Origin of the sequence: Klebsiella michiganensis (assembly GCA_000963575.1) — a bacterium.
In the GTDB taxonomy this organism is placed as follows: domain Bacteria; phylum Pseudomonadota; class Gammaproteobacteria; order Enterobacterales; family Enterobacteriaceae; genus Cedecea; species Cedecea michiganensis_A.
Window position 1 is genome coordinate 1,729,584 of the sequence record CP011077.1, and the last position, 20,459, is coordinate 1,750,042.

General features: G+C 57.6%; 19 protein-coding genes. 16 read left to right on the plus strand and 3 right to left on the minus strand.

Annotated features, from left to right (window positions below):
* Positions 1-9 precede the first annotated feature (9 nt).
* The 12 genes from VW41_08185 (at position 10) to VW41_08240 (ending at position 10,747) form a co-directional block, all read left to right on the plus strand.
* Complete coding sequence (locus VW41_08185) at positions 10-1,032, plus strand: aminodeoxychorismate lyase (GenBank protein ID AJZ89010.1); 1,023 nt, start codon at positions 10-12, stop codon at positions 1,030-1,032.
* Positions 1,022-1,660: a thymidylate kinase gene (locus VW41_08190; protein ID AJZ89011.1), complete on the plus strand. Its 639-nt coding sequence runs from the start codon at positions 1,022-1,024 to the stop codon at positions 1,658-1,660. Before VW41_08185 ends, VW41_08190 begins: the two co-directional genes overlap by 11 nt.
* Complete coding sequence (locus VW41_08195; GenBank protein AJZ89012.1) at positions 1,660-2,667, plus strand: DNA polymerase III subunit delta'; 1,008 nt, start codon at positions 1,660-1,662, stop codon at positions 2,665-2,667. Before VW41_08190 ends, VW41_08195 begins: the two co-directional genes overlap by 1 nt.
* A 10-nt stretch (positions 2,668-2,677) precedes the next feature.
* Positions 2,678-3,472, plus strand: coding sequence for a DNAse (locus tag VW41_08200; protein ID AJZ89013.1), 795 nt, complete (start codon positions 2,678-2,680; stop codon positions 3,470-3,472).
* A 301-nt stretch (positions 3,473-3,773) separates the two neighbouring features.
* On the plus strand, positions 3,774-5,207 hold the full coding sequence (locus VW41_08205; GenBank protein ID AJZ89014.1) for a PTS glucose-specific subunit IIBC: 1,434 nt from the start codon (positions 3,774-3,776) through the stop codon (positions 5,205-5,207).
* Between the two features lie 171 nt (positions 5,208-5,378).
* Positions 5,379-5,735: a purine nucleoside phosphoramidase gene (locus VW41_08210; protein ID AJZ89015.1), complete on the plus strand. Its 357-nt coding sequence runs from the start codon at positions 5,379-5,381 to the stop codon at positions 5,733-5,735.
* A 4-nt stretch (positions 5,736-5,739) separates the two neighbouring features.
* The gene (locus tag VW41_08215; GenBank protein ID AJZ89016.1) at positions 5,740-6,123 is read left to right on the plus strand and encodes a membrane protein; all 384 of its coding nucleotides are present in this window, start codon (positions 5,740-5,742) and stop codon (positions 6,121-6,123) included.
* A complete protein-coding gene (locus tag VW41_08220) occupies positions 6,120-6,761 on the plus strand; it encodes a penicillin-binding protein (GenBank protein AJZ89017.1) in 642 nt (213 codons plus the stop codon). The genes VW41_08215 and VW41_08220 overlap by 4 nt, the downstream gene beginning before the upstream one ends.
* Positions 6,739-7,599, plus strand: a complete 861-nt coding sequence (thiK, locus tag VW41_08225) for a thiamine kinase (GenBank protein AJZ89018.1) — start codon at positions 6,739-6,741, stop codon at positions 7,597-7,599. The genes VW41_08220 and thiK overlap by 23 nt, the downstream gene beginning before the upstream one ends.
* Positions 7,587-8,609: a beta-hexosaminidase gene (locus tag VW41_08230; protein ID AJZ89019.1), complete on the plus strand. Its 1,023-nt coding sequence runs from the start codon at positions 7,587-7,589 to the stop codon at positions 8,607-8,609. The genes thiK and VW41_08230 overlap by 13 nt, the downstream gene beginning before the upstream one ends.
* 21 nt (positions 8,610-8,630) lie before the next feature.
* Entirely contained in the window at positions 8,631-9,173 is a 543-nt protein-coding gene (locus VW41_08235; GenBank protein ID AJZ89020.1) for a hypothetical protein, read from the plus strand.
* Between the two features lie 269 nt (positions 9,174-9,442).
* The gene (locus VW41_08240; GenBank protein AJZ89021.1) at positions 9,443-10,747 is read left to right on the plus strand and encodes an NADH dehydrogenase; all 1,305 of its coding nucleotides are present in this window, start codon (positions 9,443-9,445) and stop codon (positions 10,745-10,747) included.
* Between the two features lie 506 nt (positions 10,748-11,253).
* Here VW41_08240 and gldA read toward each other — a convergent pair.
* Genes gldA through VW41_08255 form a run of 3 tightly spaced genes read right to left on the minus strand, consistent with a single transcriptional unit; the run spans position 11,254 to position 15,546 of the window.
* The gene (gene gldA, locus VW41_08245) at positions 11,254-12,357 is read right to left on the minus strand and encodes a glycerol dehydrogenase (protein ID AJZ89022.1); all 1,104 of its coding nucleotides are present in this window, start codon (positions 12,355-12,357) and stop codon (positions 11,254-11,256) included.
* A gap of 10 nt (positions 12,358-12,367) precedes the next feature.
* Positions 12,368-13,030, minus strand: a complete 663-nt coding sequence (locus tag VW41_08250; protein ID AJZ89023.1) for a fructose-6-phosphate aldolase — start codon at positions 13,028-13,030, stop codon at positions 12,368-12,370.
* A gap of 14 nt (positions 13,031-13,044) precedes the next feature.
* Positions 13,045-15,546: a PTS fructose transporter subunit IIA gene (locus VW41_08255; protein ID AJZ89024.1), complete on the minus strand. Its 2,502-nt coding sequence runs from the start codon at positions 15,544-15,546 to the stop codon at positions 13,045-13,047.
* Between the two features lie 310 nt (positions 15,547-15,856).
* Between VW41_08255 and VW41_08260 the strand changes: the two genes are divergently transcribed.
* From VW41_08260 to VW41_08275, 4 genes are read left to right on the plus strand one after another with little or no spacing between them, the layout of a single operon-like run.
* The gene (locus VW41_08260; protein AJZ89025.1) at positions 15,857-16,930 is read left to right on the plus strand and encodes a PTS system fructose-like transporter subunit EIIC; all 1,074 of its coding nucleotides are present in this window, start codon (positions 15,857-15,859) and stop codon (positions 16,928-16,930) included.
* 12 nt (positions 16,931-16,942) lie between these two features.
* Positions 16,943-17,263 (plus strand): PTS system fructose-like transporter subunit EIIB, encoded by a 321-nt coding sequence (locus VW41_08265; GenBank protein ID AJZ91903.1) that lies wholly within the window; start codon positions 16,943-16,945, stop codon positions 17,261-17,263.
* A gap of 56 nt (positions 17,264-17,319) precedes the next feature.
* Positions 17,320-19,617 carry a formate acetyltransferase gene (gene pflD / locus VW41_08270; protein ID AJZ89026.1) on the plus strand — a complete coding sequence of 766 codons (2,298 nt, stop codon included), beginning with the start codon at positions 17,320-17,322 and terminating at the stop codon, positions 19,615-19,617.
* Entirely contained in the window at positions 19,583-20,458 is an 876-nt protein-coding gene (locus VW41_08275) for a pyruvate formate lyase II activase (GenBank protein AJZ89027.1), read from the plus strand. The genes pflD and VW41_08275 overlap by 35 nt, the downstream gene beginning before the upstream one ends.
* Position 20,459: the final 1 nt, after the last annotated feature.

Genomic DNA, 20,459 nt, shown 5'->3' on the forward strand with positions numbered 1-20,459 from the left:
CGATTACCGATGAAAAAGATGTTTCGTTTCTTTCTGATTTTGCTGGTTGTGCTCGGTATTGCCGCCGGTGCAGGCATGTGGAAGGTACGGCAGCTGGCAAAAGCGCCGTTGCCGATTAAACAGGAAACCATTTTCACCCTGAAGCAGGGCACCGGGCGTTTAGCTCTGGGCACCCAGCTTTATGAAGAAAAACTGATTACACGTCCACGAGTCTTCCAATGGTTGCTGCGCGTCGAGCCGGAGCTGGCGAAATTTAAGGCCGGCACATACCGCCTCACGCCAGGGATGACGGTTACCGACATGCTCAGCCTGCTGGCCAGTGGAAAAGAGGCACAGTTCCCGCTGCGTTTTGTGGAAGGTATGCGCCTGAGTGATTTACTCGAGCAACTGCGCGATGCCCCATACATCCAGCACACGTTAAAAGACGACAGCTATGCGACCGTGGCAGAGGCGCTGAAATTTGAGCACCCTGAATGGGTCGAGGGATGGTTCTACCCGGACACCTGGATGTACACCGCCCACACCACGGATGTCGCTTTGCTTAAGCGCGTACATCAAAAAATGGTCAAAGCGGTGGCGCAAGCATGGGAAAGCAAAGTTGATGGCTTGCCCTATAAAACCGAAAATGACCTGGTGACCATGGCCTCGATCATCGAGAAAGAGACGGCCGTAGCCGCCGAGCGCGATCGGGTGGCCTCGGTGTTTATTAACCGTCTGCGTATTGGCATGCGCCTGCAAACTGACCCCACCGTTATCTACGGGATGGGCGACAGCTATAATGGTAAGCTAACGCGCAAAGATCTCGAGACGCCTACGCCGTATAACACCTATGTGATTAGCGGCTTGCCGCCGGGCCCGATTGCGGTGCCGAGCGAAGCCTCTTTGCAGGCGGCAGCGCACCCGGCAAAAACGCCATATCTCTATTTTGTTGCTGATGGTAAAGGTGGTCATACCTTTAGCACCAACCTCGCCAGCCATAACAAGGCGGTGCAGGTGTATATCAAAGCTCTCAAGGATAAAAATGGACAGTAAATTTATCGTCATCGAAGGCCTGGAAGGCGCCGGGAAAACCAATGCCCATAACGTCGTCGTGGCGACCTTAAAAGAGCTGGGTATCAGCGATCTGACCTTCACGCGAGAACCCGGCGGCACGCCGCTTGCCGAGCGCCTGCGCGAACTAACGCTCAACAATGCCGGGATCGGCGATGAGAAGGTGACCGATAAAGCAGAAGTGCTGATGTTCTACGCGGCGCGGATCCAGCTGGTAGAGACGGTGATCAAACCGGCTCTGGCGCGTGGCAGTTGGGTCATCGGCGATCGCCACGACCTCTCCACCCAGGCCTATCAGGGGGGCGGACGTCAGATTGACCAGCACCTGCTGATGGCGCTACGCAACACCGTGCTGGGCGATTTTTATCCTGACCTGACGATTTATCTCGATGTGACGCCGGAAGTCGGGCTGACCCGGGCTCGCGCCCGGGGCGAACTTGATCGCATTGAACAGGAATCTATCGACTTCTTTAACCGTACGCGCGCCCGCTATCTGGAACTGGCAGGCAGCGACAGCCGCATCAAAACCATCGATGCAACGCGGCCGCTGGATGATGTCTCTCTGGCCGTGCGTGAGGCCGTTCTGAGCTGGTTCAGGGAGCAGCAATAGTGAAATGGTATCCGTGGCTTCGCGGCCCGTTTGAGCAGCTTATCGGCCAGTATCAGGCCGGCCGCGGACATCATGCTCTGCTGGTTCACGCGCTGCCGGGGCTGGGGGACGACGCGTTAATCTACGCGCTGTGCCGCTGGCTGATGTGCCAAAGCCCGGAAGGCAATAAAAGCTGCGGCCATTGCCATAGCTGCCAGCTGATGCAGGCGGGGACGCACCCCGACAGCTACTCCCTTGAAGTAGAAAAAGGCAAATCCAGCCTCGGGATTGATGCCGTGCGCGACATTACCGAGAAGCTTTACGGCCACGCTCAGCAGGGTGGGGCGAAAGTTGTCTGGCTCAAAGATGCCGATCTGCTGACCGAGGCCGCGGCGAACGCGTTGCTGAAAACGCTGGAAGAGCCGCCAAAAAATACCTGGTTCTTTCTGAGCAGCCGCGAGCCCGCGCACCTGCCCGCGACGTTGCGCAGCCGCTGCCTTTACTGGCACCTTGCGCCACTGGACGAACGTTTTGCCCTGGCGTGGCTGGGGCGAGAGGTAACGGCCTCTGCGGAGGCGCTTCAGGCCGCGCTGCGGCTTAGCTCCGGGGCGCCTGCCGCCGCGCTGGCTCTTTTACAGCCCGAGCAATGGAAGACCCGCCAGCAGCTCTGCGAGAAGCTCACTCAGGCGGGGGATGCGAATAACATGCTGTCGCTTTTACCGGCATTAAATCATGAGGACGCCGCCCGCCGCGTGCACTGGCTTTGCGCGCTTCTGGTTGATGCCCTCAAGTGGCAGCAGGGGGCAGGGGCATGGCTGACTAACGCGGATATGCAGCCACTGGTGGCAAGCCTCGGCGCACGTTATTCCCCGGCTGTGTTGCAAAATCTGCTTCACCACTGGTTCACCTGCCGCGATGCGTTACTTAACGTGGTAGGGGTTAACCGCGAGCTTTTGCTCACGGAAAGTCTTCTTACGTGGGAGCGTCTGGCTCAGCCCGGCGCACTGCTTCACTCACATCATCTCTAAGAGTATTACTATGTTTCTGGTCGACTCACACTGCCATCTCGATGGCCTGGATTATCAATCCCTGCATAAAAACGTTGATGACGTTCTGGAAAAAGCGGCCGCCAGGGACGTGAAATTTTGCCTGGCTGTGGCTACCACCCTTGAAGGTTATCGGGGAATGCGTGAGCTGGTGGGAGAGCGTGACAACGTGGCTTTCTCATGTGGCGTACATCCGCTGAACCAGGATGAAGAGTACGACGTTGAAGAGCTGCGCCGCCTTGCCGCCGAACCCGGCGTCATCGCGATGGGGGAAACCGGGCTGGATTATTTCTACACGCCGGAAACAAAACCGCGCCAGCAGGAGTCATTCCGCAACCATATCCGCATTGGCCGCGAGCTGAACAAACCGGTGATCGTCCACACCCGTGATGCCCGGGCCGATACGCTGAGCATTCTGCAGGAAGAAAAAGTGACAGAGTGCGGCGGGGTACTACACTGTTTCACGGAAGACAGAGAAACTGCGGGTAAACTGCTGGATATGGGTTTTTACATCTCTTTTTCCGGGATAGTTACCTTCCGGAATGCGGAGCAGCTGCGTGACGCCGCGCGTTATGTCCCGCTGGACAGAATGCTGGTAGAAACGGACTCACCGTACCTTGCGCCGGTGCCGCACCGCGGTAAAGAAAACCAGCCGGCCATGACGCGGGATGTCGCCGAATACATGGCCGTATTGAAGGGCGTTTCGCTGGAAGAACTGGCTATTGCCACCACGCAGAACTTTGCTGATTTGTTCCACATGCCCTTATCCCGCCTGCAATCTCTCTGATATCCATAGTTATTTTAAAGCTCGTAATTAATAGTCTAAGCGAGTAAAGTGCACCGCCATAAAATGAGCGGTGCACGCTCGTTTTGAACCATTTGTACGCGAGTTATGTAAATTAATGAAAGTTTTTCGCGCGATCGGCTGAGAAACGTGATAGCCGTCAAACAAAGTTTTCGTTATTTATTTTACTCTGCGTAATAAATAAAAGGACACTTAGATGTCCTGTTTATGAACCGGTTCTCCCCCCGGTTCGATGCGTAAATGCGTACAAAAAAAGCACAAATACTCAGGAGCACTCTCTATTATGTTTAAGAATGCATTTGCTAACCTGCAAAAGGTGGGTAAATCGCTGATGCTGCCAGTCTCCGTACTGCCTATCGCAGGTATCCTGCTGGGCGTCGGGTCTGCAAACTTCAGCTGGCTGCCGGTCGTCGTTTCTCATGTTATGGCGGAAGCGGGCGGTTCAGTCTTCGCCAACATGCCGCTTATCTTTGCTATCGGTGTGGCGCTGGGCTTCACTAACAACGATGGCGTATCTGCCCTGGCGTCTGTTGTTGCCTATGGCATCATGGTGAAAACCATGGCCGTGGTGGCGCCTCTGGTCCTGCACCTGCCTGCGGAAGAAATTGCGGCTAAACACCTGGCGGATACCGGTGTGCTTGGCGGTATTATCTCCGGTGCAATTGCGGCATACATGTTCAACCGTTTCTACCGCATTAAGCTGCCTGAGTATCTGGGCTTCTTCGCCGGTAAACGCTTTGTACCGATCATCTCCGGTCTGGCGGCTATCTTCACTGGCGTAGTCCTGTCCTTCATCTGGCCACCAATCGGTACGGCTATCCAGACCTTCTCTCAGTGGGCTGCATACCAGAACCCGGTTGTTGCCTTCGGTATCTATGGCTTCATCGAGCGCTGCCTGGTACCGTTTGGTCTGCACCACATCTGGAACGTTCCATTCCAGATGCAGATCGGTGAATACACCAACGCTGCGGGCCAGGTATTCCACGGGGATATCCCTCGCTACATGGCAGGCGACCCAACTGCGGGCAAACTGTCCGGCGGCTTCCTGTTCAAAATGTACGGCCTGCCGGCTGCGGCAATTGCTATCTGGCACTCTGCTAAACCAGAGAACCGTGCAAAAGTGGGCGGGATCATGATCTCCGCAGCGCTGACTTCGTTCCTGACCGGTATCACCGAGCCAATCGAATTCTCCTTTATGTTCGTGGCGCCGATCCTGTACGTGATTCACGCGATTCTGGCTGGTCTGGCATTCCCTATCTGTATCCTGCTGGGTATGCGTGACGGGACGTCCTTCTCTCACGGTCTGATTGACTTCATCGTGCTGAGCGGAAACAGCAGCAAACTGTGGCTGTTCCCAATTGTCGGTATCTGCTACGCGATCGTGTACTACACCATCTTCCGCGTACTGATTAAGGCACTGGATCTGAAAACCCCTGGTCGTGAAGACGCCACCTCAGAAACCACCGCTGGCGCAACCAGCGAAATGGCACCTGCTCTGGTTAGCGCGTTCGGCGGGAAAGAAAACATCACTAACCTCGACGCTTGTATCACCCGTCTGCGCGTTAGCGTGGCCGACGTGGCTAAAGTTGACCAGGCTGGCCTGAAAAAACTGGGTGCAGCTGGTGTTGTTGTCGCAGGTTCCGGCGTTCAGGCTATTTTCGGCACCAAGTCCGATAACCTGAAAACCGAAATGGATGAGTGGATCCGTAACAACTAAGTTTGTTCGGGGAGCGATAAGGGAGGCGAAAGCCTCCCTTTTTTGTTGCTGAATAAATACGAATTTGTTTTAAAGGCCAGCACTTAACGAAAGAAAAGCGTGTAGAAGGTTGAGTCAATTGAGCGCCTCGCTCATACTCCCATCACCGTTTTCTCCTTCAAGGAACCGCTCATGGCCGAAGAAACTATTTTCAGTAAAATTATTCGTCGTGAAATTCCGGCGGATGTGGTTTACCAGGACGAACTGGTCACCGCGTTTCGTGATATTTCCCCTCAGGCACCGACCCATATCCTCATCATTCCAAATGTGCTTATCCCTACCGCCAATGACGTTAAAGCCGAACATGAGCTTGCGCTGGGGCGTATGATGACCGTTGCGGCTAAAATTGCAGAACAGGAAGGCATTGCCGCTGATGGCTACCGCCTGATTGTGAACTGCAACCGTCACGGTGGGCAGGAGGTGTACCATATTCACATGCACCTGGTGGGTGGCCGTCCGCTTGGCCCAATGCTGGCGCATAAGGACTGATCCCATGTCGCGCTTTTCTCTGAGTCTGTTAGCGATGCTGCTGGTGGCGGGCTGTAGCTCTCGTCCCGCCATTCCGGTGAACGGTGACCAAACGTTGGTCATGGAATCTGCGGTGCTGGCGGCCGGGATTAGCGCGGAAAAACCGGATATCTCTCAGCAGAACGGTGCCACGGTGGCCGAGTCATCGCTGTATAATGAGCAGCATAAGCCGGTCACGCTGTACTACCGTTTCTATTGGTATGATGCAAAAGGGCTGGAAATCCACCCGCTTGAAAAAGTGCGCACTATTACCCTCCCGGCGCAGTCTTCGCAGCGCATTGAGTCGACGGCAGCGTGGCCGGGGGCCAAAAAAGTACGTCTTTCTCTCTCTGTAAGGAGCGAATTTTGATTAGGGGACTTCATCGTTATCTGGCCGTCACTGCGGTGGCGCTGATCCTGACCGGGTGTATTAATCGCGGCGAACAGCCTGCCCCGGTAGAAGAAGCTAAACCTGGCGTAGAGCAGCCTGCTCAGCCGGAACCCACTGTGCCAACGGTACCGACCGTGCCGACACAGCCTGGCCCTGTTGAACAACCAGAGCCAACTATTCCGGCTCAGCCTAAGGTTCGCACCTACGACTGGAACAGCGCCATGCAGCCTATGGTCGGTAAAATGCTGCAGGCAGACGGCGTGACGCCGGGTAGCGTGTTGCTGGTGGACAGCGTCAATAACCGCACCAACGGCAGCCTGCAAACTAGCAGCGCGACGGAAGCCTTGCGTGGAGCACTAGCCAACAACAACAAGTTCACGCTGGTCTCTGCGCAGCAGCTCTCTATTGCTAAACAGCAGCTTGGGCTTTCCCCACAGGACAGCCTGGGCACGCGAAGCAAAGCGATTGGTATTGCGCGTAACACCGGCGCTCAGTACGTGCTCTACACCAACGCCAGCGGCAACGTGAACACGCCAACGCTGAAAATGCAGCTGATGCTGGTGCAAACTGGCGAAATCATCTGGTCGGGTAGCGGTGCTGTTCAGCAAACCAACTAAAGCATCGCTCGATGCGGTAGTGACTCGATACCTTCCGGCGGCTCAGGCCGCCGGTTGTGTTTCTGCGCTCGAAGGGTTGAGCGGGACAAGTTACCGCGTGGAGACAGGGGCAGGCAGCTTCACGGCAAGAAAGCTACCGGAACAGCGTTTGCCGGGGATTTCCCTCCGGCGGCATCATCTCGCGCTCAGGCAGTTGCCTGCCGGTATTGCGCCCGAGCCCTGGTGTCTGGCGGAGGGCTGGCTGTTCACCCGCTGGCTTGACGGTGAGGTTTTGCCGAACCTGCCCCCGCTCACTGAATTAACGGGCTTATTGTATTATCTTCACAGGCAGAAACTGTTCGGCTGGCGGATAAGCCTGATCCCGCTGCTTGAGTTTTACTGGCAGGAAAGCGATCCGAACAGGAGAACCCTGGCCTGGCTGCGTGAATTAAAACGTCTGAAGCGGCGCAAGGAGCCCCGACCTCTTCGGCTGGCGCCTCTGCATATGGATATTCATGCGGGTAATCTGGTGCGGCAACCGGGCTATTGCCTGGGGCTTATAGACTGGGAATACGCCGGGGATGGCGATATTGCGCTGGAGCTGGCCGCTGTGCTGGCTGCAAACGCTGTCGACAGTGAAGCGCTGCTGGCCCTGTATGCTGCCCAGGCTTCCCTAAGCGTCGGCGCCCTTCGCCGGCAGGTTGCGCGCTGGCAGCCGTGGATGACGTTACTTATGGCGTCCTGGTATGAATGCCGCTGGCGGCAAACCGGGGAGCACTATTTTATTACGCTGGCAGACGACGCGTGGCGCGCGCTGCGGGCGAGCAAACATCAGGAGAGAGAACTTTGGGCCCAGTAATGTTAGATGTGGCCGGCTTCGAGCTGGATGCTGAAGAACGTGAAATTTTGCAGCACCCGCTGGTGGGCGGTCTGATTCTTTTTACCCGCAACTACCACGATCCGGAGCAGCTTCGGGAACTGGTGCGCCAGATCCGTGAGGCTTCGCGCAACCGTCTGGTTGTCGCCGTCGATCAGGAAGGCGGGCGCGTGCAGCGCTTCCGCGAAGGGTTTACCCGTCTGCCTGCGGCACAATCTTTTGCGGCACTTCGTGGCCTGGAGGAGGGCGGCAAGCTGGCGGCAGAGGCGGGCTGGCTGATGGCGAGCGAAATGATCGCCATGGATATCGACATCAGCTTTGCGCCGGTGCTCGACATCGGGCACATCAGCGCGGCCATTGGGGAGCGTTCTTACCATGAAGATCCGGTGAAAGCCCTGGCGATGGCCACGCGTTTTATCGACGGGATGCATGCAGCTGGCATGAAAACTACCGGCAAACACTTCCCGGGACACGGGGCGGTCACCGCCGATTCCCACAAAGAGACGCCGCACGACCCGCGGCCGAAGGCGGAAATCCGCGAACATGATATGCGCATTTTTGCCTCGCTGATTAGCGAGCATAAGCTGGATGCCATCATGCCTGCCCACGTTATCTACGATGAAGTAGATCCTCGCCCGGCGAGCGGCTCCGAGTATTGGCTAAAAACGGTACTGCGCGGCGAGCTGGGTTTTGATGGCGTGATTTTCTCCGATGATTTGTCGATGGAAGGCGCGGCTATCATGGGCAGCTATGCCGAACGTGGTCAGGCATCGCTGGACGCCGGTTGCGATATGATCCTCGTCTGCAATAATCGTAAAGGGGCGGTGAGCGTGCTGGATAACCTGTCGCCGGTCAAAGCAGAGCGTGTTGCAGGTTTGTATCATAAAGGGTCATTTACCCGCGAGGAGCTGCGTTCATCCGATCGCTGGAAACAGGTGAACCAGCAGCTGGAAGCGCTGCACGAACAGTGGCAGGCGCATAAGGCGGGCTAATATTCAGGTGGTGAGGATGCGATGATTATCTATTTGCACGGTTTTGACTCAAACAGTCCCGGTAACCATGAAAAAGTGCTGCAGCTTCAGTTTATCGATCCCGATGTGCGGCTGATTGGCTACAGCACGCTGCATCCGAAGCATGACATGCAGCATCTGCTAAAAGAAGTCGACAAGATGCAGCAGCTTACCGACGACGAACGCCCCTTAATTTGCGGCGTTGGCCTCGGCGGTTTCTGGGCGGAGCGCATAGGTTTTCTCTGCGATATGCGGCAGGTTATTTTTAACCCGAACCTTTACCCCCATGAAAACATGGAAGGGAAAATCGACAGGCCAGAAGAGTACGCGGATATCACCACCAAGTGCGTGCAAAACTTCCGGGAGAAGAACCGCGATCGCTGCCTGGTTATCCTCTCGCGTAATGACGAAGCGCTGGACAACCGGCGCACGGCAGAAGCGCTGCATCACTATTATGAAATTGTCTGGGACGAGCAGCAGACCCACAAATTCAAAAACATCTCCCCGCATTTACAGCGTATTAAAGCCTTTAAAACTCTGGGCTAATTTTCCCCGTCATACTTCAAGCTGCAGGTGTGTTGCCTGCAGCCGCCCTGCAGCTCGAATTATTGAGAACGTCATAGCCAGCCTCGCGCTGGCCTTTTTGTTTATCTTTTCGGCATAAAAATTGATGTACATCAATTTTGGTATGACCAATGCACCCTTCATGTTATTCTCGATAAAGTTTGGCGTTAAACGTGCAGTAACCCTTTGTTAATTAAAGGCTATTTAGATAACTTTTAATTAACAATTGGTTAATATTTTAGGGGGTCAAGTTGACTACACCATTGAAAAAAATAGTGATTGTCGGCGGCGGGGCTGGTGGTCTGGAGCTGGCGACTCAGTTGGGTAAAAAACTGGGGCGCGGCAAAAAAGCCAAAATTATTCTGGTCGACCGTAACCACAGCCACCTGTGGAAACCGCTGCTGCACGAAGTGGCTACCGGCTCGCTGGATGAAGGCGTGGATGCCCTGAGCTACCTGGCTCACGCGCGCAATCATCATTTCCAGTTCCAGCTGGGTTCCGTGGTGGATATCAACCGCGAAAGCAAAACGCTGACTATCGCCGAACTGCGCGATGAGAAGGGCGAGCTGCTGGTGCCTGAGCGCAAACTGCCTTATGACACGCTGGTGATGGCGCTGGGGAGCACCTCCAACGACTTCAACACGCCGGGCGTGAAAGAGAACTGTATTTTCCTCGATAACCCGCATCAGGCTCGTCGCTTCCATTCCGAGATGCTGAACCTGTTCCTGAAATACTCCGCCAACCTCGGCGCGAGCGGTAAGGTTAACATCGCTATCGTTGGCGGTGGCGCGACGGGCGTTGAGCTGTCTGCAGAACTGCATAACGCCGTGAAGCAACTGCACAGCTACGGCTACAAAGGGCTGACCAACGAAGCGCTGAACGTCACGCTGGTGGAAGCCGGGGAACGTATTCTGCCTGCGCTGCCGCCGCGCATTTCTGCCGCTGCCCACAGCGAACTGACCAAACTTGGCGTTCGCGTACTGACGCAAACCATGGTGACCAGCGCCGAAGCGCATGGCCTGAACACTAAAGACGGCGAGTTTATCGAAGCGGATCTGATGGTCTGGGCGGCGGGTATTAAAGCCCCGGACTTCATGAAGGAGATCGGCGGGCTTGAAACTAACCGTATTAACCAACTGGTCGTTGAGCCGACGCTGCAGACCACGCGTGACCCGGACATCTATGCTATCGGCGACTGTGCGTCCTGCGCTCGCCCGGAAGGCGGTTTCGTACCTCCTCGTGCCCAGGCTGCACACCAGATGGCTTCCCGCGCGCTGACTAACATCCTTGCGCAGATGAAAGGCCAGCCGCTCAAAGCTTACAGCTACAAAGATCACGGCTCGCTGGTTTCGTTGTCCAAATTCTCCACCGTTGGCAGCCTGATGGGGAACCTGATGCGCGGCTCGATGATGGTAGAAGGCCGTATCGCCCGCTTCGTGTACATCTCTCTGTACCGGATGCACCAGATTGCGCTGCACGGCTACTTCAAAACCGGCCTGATGATGCTGGTGGGTAGCATCAACCGCGTGATTCGTCCGCGTCTGAAACTGCACTAAGTTTATCTCTTCCCGAAAATCCGGCCTCCGTGCCGGGGGCTTACGGTTAAGCTTTTGCATGAGGCCGCAGCGCATAGCGTTGCGGCCTTTTTTAACCCCGTTCATCAGTCGGAGGGCATCCTCCCCGAGCCGCTGGCGGGTCTGAAAACGGCACCCGGGCAGACAACGGGTCGATTGCCCGGCAACAGGATATCCATGTGGGGCACGAGCAGGCCCATGAAATGAGAACGAAACAGCGCCATGGCGGTGACAGCCCAGATATCATTTCCATGGAAAGACGGCGCTTATGCAGGGTGACGAGGCCTGTATCCGCCAGACATTCATCAATCAGTTCAGGGGAAAGCCGGTCTGCAAGCACAACAAATTGGGGGGGAAACTTATGAACAGTGTTGAGAATCTGGCTGAGTAACATAAAAAAATCCGTAATCCCTGAAGAGACTACGGATTCTTGCCCCGCCACCGGATCCGCCAACCGATCGGCGTGACCTCAATGAGGGGCCGTTGTCTTATTCCCAGTGCAGTAAACACTGCTGGCCATATTTATCGGCCACCAGCAGCGCAGCGTACACCTGATCAACGGTGGCGCCACCCGGCATGTTGTGGATGGTTTCGCCCTGGGCGCAGGCTGTCTGCGCAACAATACGCATTTTTTCCTGCACGTCGTTCTGAATATCCAGCTGTGCCAGAGTGATCGGCAGGCCGATGGCGTAGCAGAGCGCGGCGACGGTTTCTATCTCATCCTGCGGCGCGTTTTCCAGTATCAGTTGGGTGAGCGTGCCGAAAGCGACCTTTTCCCCGTGGTAGTAGTGGTGCGCATCCGGGATGGCGGTTAAGCCGTTATGTACCGCGTGGGCTGCCGCCAGGCCGCCGCTTTCAAAGCCGATGCCGCTGAGATAGGTGTTAGCCTCAATGATTCGTTCCAGCGCAGGCGTCACTACGTGTTTTTCCGCCGCCAGCATCGCCTTTTCACCTTCTTCCAGCAGCGTATTGTAGCAGAGCTCCGCCAGGGCCAGCGCGGCCTGAGTAGAGCGCCCGCCTGCCATGGTGGCTGCGCCGCTGCGCGAGCAGGCGCGGGCCTCAAACCAGGTGGCCAGGGCATCGCCAATGCCTGCGGCCAGCAAACGCGCGGGCGCCCCGGCCACCACTTTGGTGTCAACAATCACCAGGTTTGGGTTGTGCGGCAGCATCAGGTAGCGATCGAACTCGCCAGCGTCGGTATAGAGCACGGAAAGCGCGCTGCACGGCGCATCGGTTGAGGCGATGGTTGGCGAAATGGCCACCGGGAGATCCATAAAATGCGCCAACGCTTTGGCGGTATCCAGTGCCTTACCGCCGCCAATACCCAGCACCGCCTGATATTTTGCGCTCACGGCGATGTCGCGTAAGCGGGTGATTTCATTTTGCGAGCACTCGCCGTTAAACGGCTCGATATCGGCAGCTAAGCCACTCCTGTCGAGGCTTTCGCGCAGCGTTTTCTCTGCAAAACCCAGCACAAACTTATCGCCCACGATCAGCCAGCGTTCAGCGATGGGCTTGAGATAGTCGCCGAGGCGGGTGAGAACATCCGCACCCTGGATATATTTGCCTGGCGATTGAATGATCCGGTCCATACATCACTCCTTAGAGGTTGAGATTGCCAAATGCGTTTTTCCAGTCCTGCTCAAACTTCTCAATAGCTGACTCTACTGCGGGCGTGCCGAGCATTTGTTGCGCTACGTCTAAAGGAAGGGTGATCGCTTTGCAGCCGACGAGCAGGCAGTCCAGCGCCTGGCGCGGCGTTTTAAAGCTGGCGGCCAGCACCTTGCACTGCGGGGCGTGAAGATCCAGCAGGGTCTGCAGCTCACGCACCGTCTGGATCCCGTCACCGCCCTGCGCATCGACACGGTTGACGTAAGGCGCGACGTACTCCGCACCCGCCAGCGCGGCAAGCAAGCCCTGCGAGGCGCTGTACACCGCGGTGCCGAGGGTCGGAATACCTTCACTCTTTAAAACCTTAATCGCCGCCAGCCCTTCGGCCGTCACCGGAATTTTGACCACGATGTCGGGCAGCCGATTCGTCAGACGTTTCGCTTCGGCCACCATGCCCTCCGCCTGGCGGCTTATCGTCTGAGCAAAAAGTCTGCCCTGCGGGCCGATGGCCTCCTGTAACTGCGGGAGCACTTCCCACAGGGGCGTTTTCCCGGCGGCGATAATGCTCGGGTTAGTGGTGACGCCTGCAATCGGATAAATACAGGCCAGGCGACGGACTTCCGCGACGTTTGCGGTATCGAGATACAGTTCCATGGGGTTTCCTCAGGTCAGAGTTCTAATTCGTGTTCCAGCAGGCTGGCGATTGCTTCTGGCGAAGTCGCGTTCACCAGCGCGTGGCGAAAATCCTGATGCATGATGCGGCGGGCGAGGCGCGAGAAGATGCGCATGTGCCGATCGCCCGCGGCGTGTTTATTCAGCGTCAGCATGATGATGAACTGTGCTTCTTCTTCGCCCCACTGAACCGGCTTCAGTAGGCGCGCCACGCTGATGGTTGATTGTTCGATGTGCTCCGATTTGCTGTGCGGAATGGCGAAGCTGAAGCCGAGGCCGGTCGAAAAGGCGGCTTCGCGGGCCCAGAGATCGGCTTCCAGCCTGCGGGGATAGCGGCAGCGCCCGGCCAGCAGCAGGTTGTCGGTCATGCCTTTAAGCACCTCTTCTTTGCTCTGCCAGTCGTTATCCAGCGAGATGCAGCGGGTGGCGATCAGCGGCGCGTCCTGTTGGGTCATGCGGAACTGCGCCAGCAGGTGCTCCACTTCCAGCGAGGTGCGGCAGGCCATGGCCTGGTTGAGCAACTGACGACAGGCGCGGCTGTCGAGCTGCGCGAGGCGCGCTTTTGTCGCGGGGATTGCGGGCGCGCCCATGCTGATCTCATCGAGACCAAGCCCGACCAGCAGCGGCAGCACTGAGCCTTTCGCACCCAGCTCGCCGCACAGGCCAATCCATTTTCCCTGGCGGTGTACGGCCTGGACCGCAAAATCCAGCGCGCGGAGAAAGGCCGGATTCAGGCTGTTGTAGTGGCGCGTCACTTTGGCGTTATCGCGATCGACCGCCAGCAGGTACTGGGTCAGATCGTTGCTGCCGATGCTGAAGAAGTCGATCTCTTCGCAGCACTGGTCGATGATGAACATCACCGAGGGTACTTCGAGCATGATGCCGAGCGGAATTTTTTCATCAAACGGGATCTGGGCGGCCCGCAGCTGCTGCCTGGCTTCGGCGAGTTTCTCTTTCACCCACAGGATCTCCTCCATCGAGGAGACCATCGGGATCATGACCTTCAGTTTGCCGTGGGCGGAAGCCCGCAGGATTGAGCGCAGCTGGGTAGTAAACAGTGCCGCGTACTCTTCATAAATGCGCACCGCGCGATAGCCGAGGAACGGGTTGTTCTCCGCCGGAATATTGAGGTAGTCCACCGGCTTGTCGCCGCCGATATCCATGGTGCGCACGATAATGCTGCGTCCGGTTGCGGACTCCAGCGCCTGGCAAAATAGGTTGTAGAGCTCATCTTCCGAAGGCGCGGAAGCGCGGTCCATGTAGAGCATTTCGGTGCGGAACAGGCCAACCGCTTCGGCCCCGTTGCCGAAGGCCGCCTGCGCTTCGACGGCATGGGCGATGTTGGCGGCCACTTCCAGGCGGATGCCGTCGGCGCTTCTGGCCTCTCTTTCCAGCCAAACGCTCTGCTGCTCACGCAGCGCGGCCTGCACGCGGGCTTCCTGTTGATAGTAGCGGTTGATGGCCTGCGTCGGTTCGGCAACCACCGAGCCGGTGTTGCCATCGAGCCAGACGGGCTGATGCTGCCAGCGGGAAAGTGCCGAAATATCCACACCGACCAGCGTGGGAATATTGAAAGAGCGGGCGAGGATCACCGTATGGGACGTCGTGCCGCCGCTTTGCAGAATCAAACCCTTCAGCAGGGTTTTATCGAGTTCGAGAAACTGGCCCGGCGTCAGCTCGTCGGCCATGCAGATGGAGGGCCGGGTCAGCTGACCCGGAGCCGGGAAGCGTGCCTCGCCATAAATCTGCTGAAGCAGCTGATAGCAGACGTCGGTGACGTCCAGAACGCGCTCCTGCAAATAGCGGCTGGCGGACTGTGCGAAAGTGTCGCTGAAGTGCTGAGCGCTGCGGACAATAGCTTCGGCGCAGCTTAAACCCTCCATAATGCCCTCGAGCAGATGCTGGCGCAGGCTGGTGTCGGTGGCCAGCGAGCGGTGAGCGTCGAGGATGGCGCTGGTGGTGCTGTCGCTGTCGAGTTGGCGCAGCGCCAGCGTTTTCACCAGCAGGACCAGGCCGTTATCCAGCGCGGCCTGCTCCTCCTCCGGCGAGGCGGCTATCGGCAAATCTCTGAGCGTACCGAGGTTCAGCGCGGTGATTGCCGTCAGCGTGCCACCCGCGCTGCCGCTGCACACGGCGCGGGCGCGGATAAGCGTCGGGTTCAGATGAGTTAACGATGCCGGCAGCGCATCCATCTCCTGCTCGCTGGCGTGCTCCAGCGGCGAATCACAGTGCGGGAACTCCCGCTGAAACCAGACGCTGAGTTTCTGATGCGCGCAGGCTTCGTCCGGCCCTTCGATCCGCAGCTCGCAGGCGTCGCCGGTGAGGGTATCGGTGCCGATAATCGCCAGCGCGCTGCGGGCATCGCCGCGGCGGCCGCTGCGTAAATTGTGCCACTCAATCGACGATGAGAAGGTATTACACAGCGTCTCCACCAGGCTTGCCGGGCGGGCGTGTACACCGTTGGGCAAGGTACAGATAAATTCCACAACCTGGGCCATGGCCGTTCTCCTCAATTCAAATAGGGTCTGGCGACAGCATAGAGCGGGGAAAAGGGGAGGGGCTATCTGACAAAACTGTTAAAAACTAGATAAATGTAATATCTCCGCCGAAATGCGATGTGCCTCACAGGTTGCAGCAAATCGGCGTTTGTGAACGAAATGACCAACTTTTTGAGAGCGATCGCATTTTTCACCGGATATTACAAAAGTCCAGTAAATGGCCTTTTTGTCCACTGTCTGTTGCGCTGCCGATTGCCTATTGTGGCCTCAATAACCTTATGAATATGGGCCTGTGTCCCGGGAGCAGCAAATGAAAGAGTTGGTGCAGATCCTCAAAAACACCCGTCAGCATTTGATGACCGGCGTGTCGCATATGATCCCGTTTGTGGTCGCCGGAGGCATTTTGCTCGCGGTGTCCGTCATGCTGTACGGCAAGGGCGCGGTGCCAGACGCCGCGACAGATCCCAACCTGAAAAAGCTGTTTGATATTGGCGTGGCGGGGCTGACCCTGATGGTGCCTTTTCTCGCAGCTTATATCGGCTACTCCATCGCCGAACGTTCCGCGCTGGCACCCTGCGCCATTGGTGCCTGGGTCGGTAACGGGTTTGGCGCAGGGTTCTTCGGCGCGATCGTCGCCGGGGTTATCGGCGGGATAGTCGTCTTCTATCTCAAGCGCATTCCGGTGCCGAAGGTGCTGCGCTCGGTGATGCCCATCTTTGTGATCCCGATTATCGGCACCTTTATTACCGCCGGGATCATGATGTGGGGTCTTGGTGAGCCGGTGGGGACGCTGACGCACAGCCTCACCAGCTGGCTGCAGGGCATGCAGCAGGGCAGCATCGTGCTGCTGGCGATTGTGATGGGGCTGATGCTGGCGTTCGACATGGGCGGCCCGGTGAACAAAGTGGCCTACGCCTTCATGCTTATCTGCGTGGCGCAGGGGGTGTATGCAGTTGTGGCGATTGCCGCGGTGGCGATTTGCGTGCCGCCGCTTGGGCTGGGCCTGGCAACGCTGATGAAGCGCAATAACTATAGCGCGGAAGAGCGGGAAGCCGGAAAAGCGGCGCTGGTGATGGGCTGCGTAGGGGCGACCGAAGGCGCTATCCCGTTTGCCGCTGCCGATCCGCTGCGCGTAATCCCTTCCATCATGCTGGGCTCCGCCTGCGGCGCGGTGACCGCTGCGATGGTCGGCGCGCAGTGTTATGCGGGCTGGGGTGGGCTGATTGTCCTGCCGGTGGTCGAGGGCAAGCTGGGGTATATTGCCGCCGTTGCGGTGGGGGCCGTCGTCACAGCCGTGTGCGTCAACATCCTGAAAAGCCTGGCGCGGAGTAAACCGGTCGCTGAGAAAGAAGACGACCTGGAGCTGGATTTCGAGATTAACTAAGAGGGAATGATCATGATTTCAATTATCGCAGTAACCGCCTGTCCGTCCGGCGTCGCTCATACCTACATGGCCGCTGAAGCGCTGGAGGCCGCGGCAAAAGCCAAAGGCTGGCAGGTTAAAGTGGAAACTCAGGGCTCGATAGGCCAGGAAAATACCCTGACGGCGGAAGAGGTGACCGCGGCCGATATGGTTATCCTCACGAAGGATATCGGCATCAAATTTGAAGAGCGTTTCCAGGGTAAAACCATTGTCCGCGTCAACATTAGCGACGCGGTGAAGCGCGCCGACGCCATCATGAACAAGATTGAAGCCCACCTGACGCAAACCGCCTAGCGCCCGGGCCCGCTCCGTTCGGGGCGGGCCGCCTGAACTGACTGAAGGAGTGCCCCATGACGAATCGCATTCAACGCCTGAAACACGCCCTGTTTGCCAGACCCCGTGAAATTTCTCTCGAGCGCGCGCTGCTCTATACCGAAAGCCATCGGCTGACGGAAGGTGAGCCGGTGATCCTGCGCAGAGCCAAAGCGACGGCGCATATTCTGGATAAGGTGGCGATCGCGATCCGTGATGAGGAGCTGATTGCCGGTAACCGCACCGTGCAGCCGCGTGCCGGGATAATGTCGCCGGAAATGGATCCGTACTGGCTGCTGAAGGAGCTGGATCAGTTCGCCACCCGCCCGCAGGACAAGTTTGTTATCAGCGATGAGGACAAGCGGATCTATCGCGAAAAACTGTTTCCCTACTGGGAAAAGCGTTCGATGAAGGACTTCATCAATGCCAGAATGGCGGATGAGGTGAAGGCGGCAGTGGCGACGCAAATTTTCAGCGTGAACCAAACCGATAAAGGGCAGGGGCACATCATCATTGATTACCCGCGCCTGTTGGAGAATGGGCTGGGGGCGCTGGTGAACGAGCTGCAAATACTCTGCCAGCGCGAGCCGGATAACGACTTTTATACCGCCGCGCTGCTGCTGTTGAAAGCTTCACAGCGCCATATTCTGCGCTATGCCGTGCTCGCTGACGCGCTGGCGCTTCAGTGTGGCAACGCACAGCGGGCGCAGGAGCTGCGTCAGATGGCCGACATTTCGCGCCACAACGCAGAGCACAGGCCGAAGACCTTCTGGCAGGCGTGCCAGCTGTTCTGGTACATGAATGTGATTTTGCAGTACGAGTCGAATGCCAGCTCGCTGTCCATCGGCCGCTTCGACCAGTATATGCTGCCTTTCTATCAGGCCTCGCTGAGCCAGGGGGAGGATCCGGCTTTCCTGCGTGAAATGCTCGAATCTCTGTGGGTGAAGTGCAACGATGTGGTACTGCTGCGCTCAACCAGCAGTGCGCGCTATTTCGCGGGCTTCCCGACCGGCTACACCGCCCTGCTCGGTGGCCAGACGGAAAACGGGCGCAGCGCGGTGAACATCCTCTCCTTCCTGTGCCTGGATGCCTATCAGAATGTCCGCCTGCCGCAGCCCAATCTTGGCGTGCGCGTGAATGAGCTGACTGACGGTCCGTTCTTACGCAAAACCGCAGAAACCATTCGGCTGGGCACCGGTATTCCGCAGATCTTTAACGATGAGGTGATCGTGCCCGCGTTCCTGAACCGCGGCGTAACCCTTGAAGATGCCCGTGATTATGCGGTGGTGGGCTGCGTGGAGCTTTCAGTTCCCGGCAAAACCTACGGGCTTCACGACATCGCGATGTTCAATCTGCTGAAAGTGATGGAAATCGTGCTGCTGGAAAACGAAGGCAACGCGGACATCAGCTGGGAAACACTGCTGGAAGCCATTCGTCTGAAAACCCGCCATTTCATTTCACTGATGGCGGAGGGCAGCAACATTTGCGATATCGGCCACCGGGACTGGGCTCCGGTGCCGCTGCTGTCGTCGTTCATCAGCGACTGTCTGGCAAAGGGCAAAGACATCACCGAGGGCGGCGCCCGCTACAACTTCTCGGGGGTTCAGGGGATAGGCATTGCCAACCTCAGCGACTCACTCCACGCCCTGAAAGGCATGGTGTTTGAGCAACAAAGAGTGAGCTTCGACGAGCTGCTGGCGGTGCTGAAAGCGAACTTTGCCACGCCGGAAGGGGAGAAAATTCGCGCCAGGCTGATCAACCGCTTTGAGAAATACGGCAACGATATCGACGAAGTGGACAACATCAGCGCCGATCTGCTGCGTTATTACTGCAAAGAGGTAGAAAAGTACCGCAATCCGCGAGGCGGGCAGTTTACGCCCGGCTCTTACACGGTCTCCGCGCATGTGCCGCTGGGCGCGGTGGTGGGCGCCACGCCAGACGGGCGTTATGCGGGTGAACAGCTGGCAGACGGCGGGCTGTCGCCGATGCTCGGGCAGGATATGCTGGGGCCAACCGCCGTGCTGAAATCCGTGAGTAAGCTGGATAACACGCTGTTATCAAACGGCACGCTGCTGAACGTCAAATTCACGCCCGAGACGCTTAAGGGCGATGCCGGGCTGAACAAACTGGCCGATTTCCTGCGGGCTTTCACCAGTCTGAAATTGCAGCACGTCCAGTTTAACGTGGTGAATGCCGATACTCTGCGTGAAGCGCAGGGGCGGCCACAGGACTTCGCCGGGCTGGTGGTGCGTGTGGCCGGGTACAGCGCGTTCTTCGTGGAGCTGTCGAAGGAGATTCAGGATGACATTATCCGCCGCACCGCGCATCAGCTGTGAGGTACTGGAGACGCGCGCTGACATGGCGCGCATTTTCAATATTCAGCGTTACTCCCTGAACGATGGGCAGGGGATCCGCACGGTGGTTTTTTTCAAAGGCTGCCCGCACCGCTGCCCGTGGTGCGCCAATCCGGAGTCCATTTCGCCCGGCATTGAAATCGTCCGGCGCGAGAGTAAATGCCTGCACTGTGCGCCCTGCCTGTGCGATGCGGACGAGTGCCCCTCGGGAGCGTTTGAGCGCATTGGCAGGGATGTCACGCTGGAGGAGCTTGAGCGCGAGGTGCTGAAAGACGAGATTTTTTATCGCACATCGGGCGGCGGCGTCACGCTCTCGGGCGGCGAAGTATTGATGCAGGCGGGGTTCGCCACCCGCTTTCTCAGGCGGCTGCGCAAGGCGGGGTTACATACCGCCATCGAGACCGCAGGCGATGCGCCGTTGAGCCGCCTGCTGCCGCTGGCTCAGCAGTGCGATGAGGTGCTCTTCGATTTAAAGATAATGGATCCCGTCAGCGCTCAGACGGTGGTGAAAATGAACCAGCCGCGGGTGCTGGAGAATTTTTTAGCGCTGGTGAGCGCGGGGATCAGGGTCATTCCGCGGCTTCCGCTGATCCCGGGGTTTACCCTGGAAGACGAAAATGTGCGACGGGTGTTGGTTTTTTTAGCCCCGACGGGCCTCCGGGAGCTGCATTTGCTTCCCTTCCATCAGTATGGCGAACCAAAATACCGACTGCTGGGCGGCGAATGGGCGATGAAAGCCTGCCCGCCGCCAACGGCCGAAGAGATTGCCCGCGTGCGCGTGCGGGCTGAGGCTGCGGGTTTTCAGGTAACAGTGGGAGGTTAAG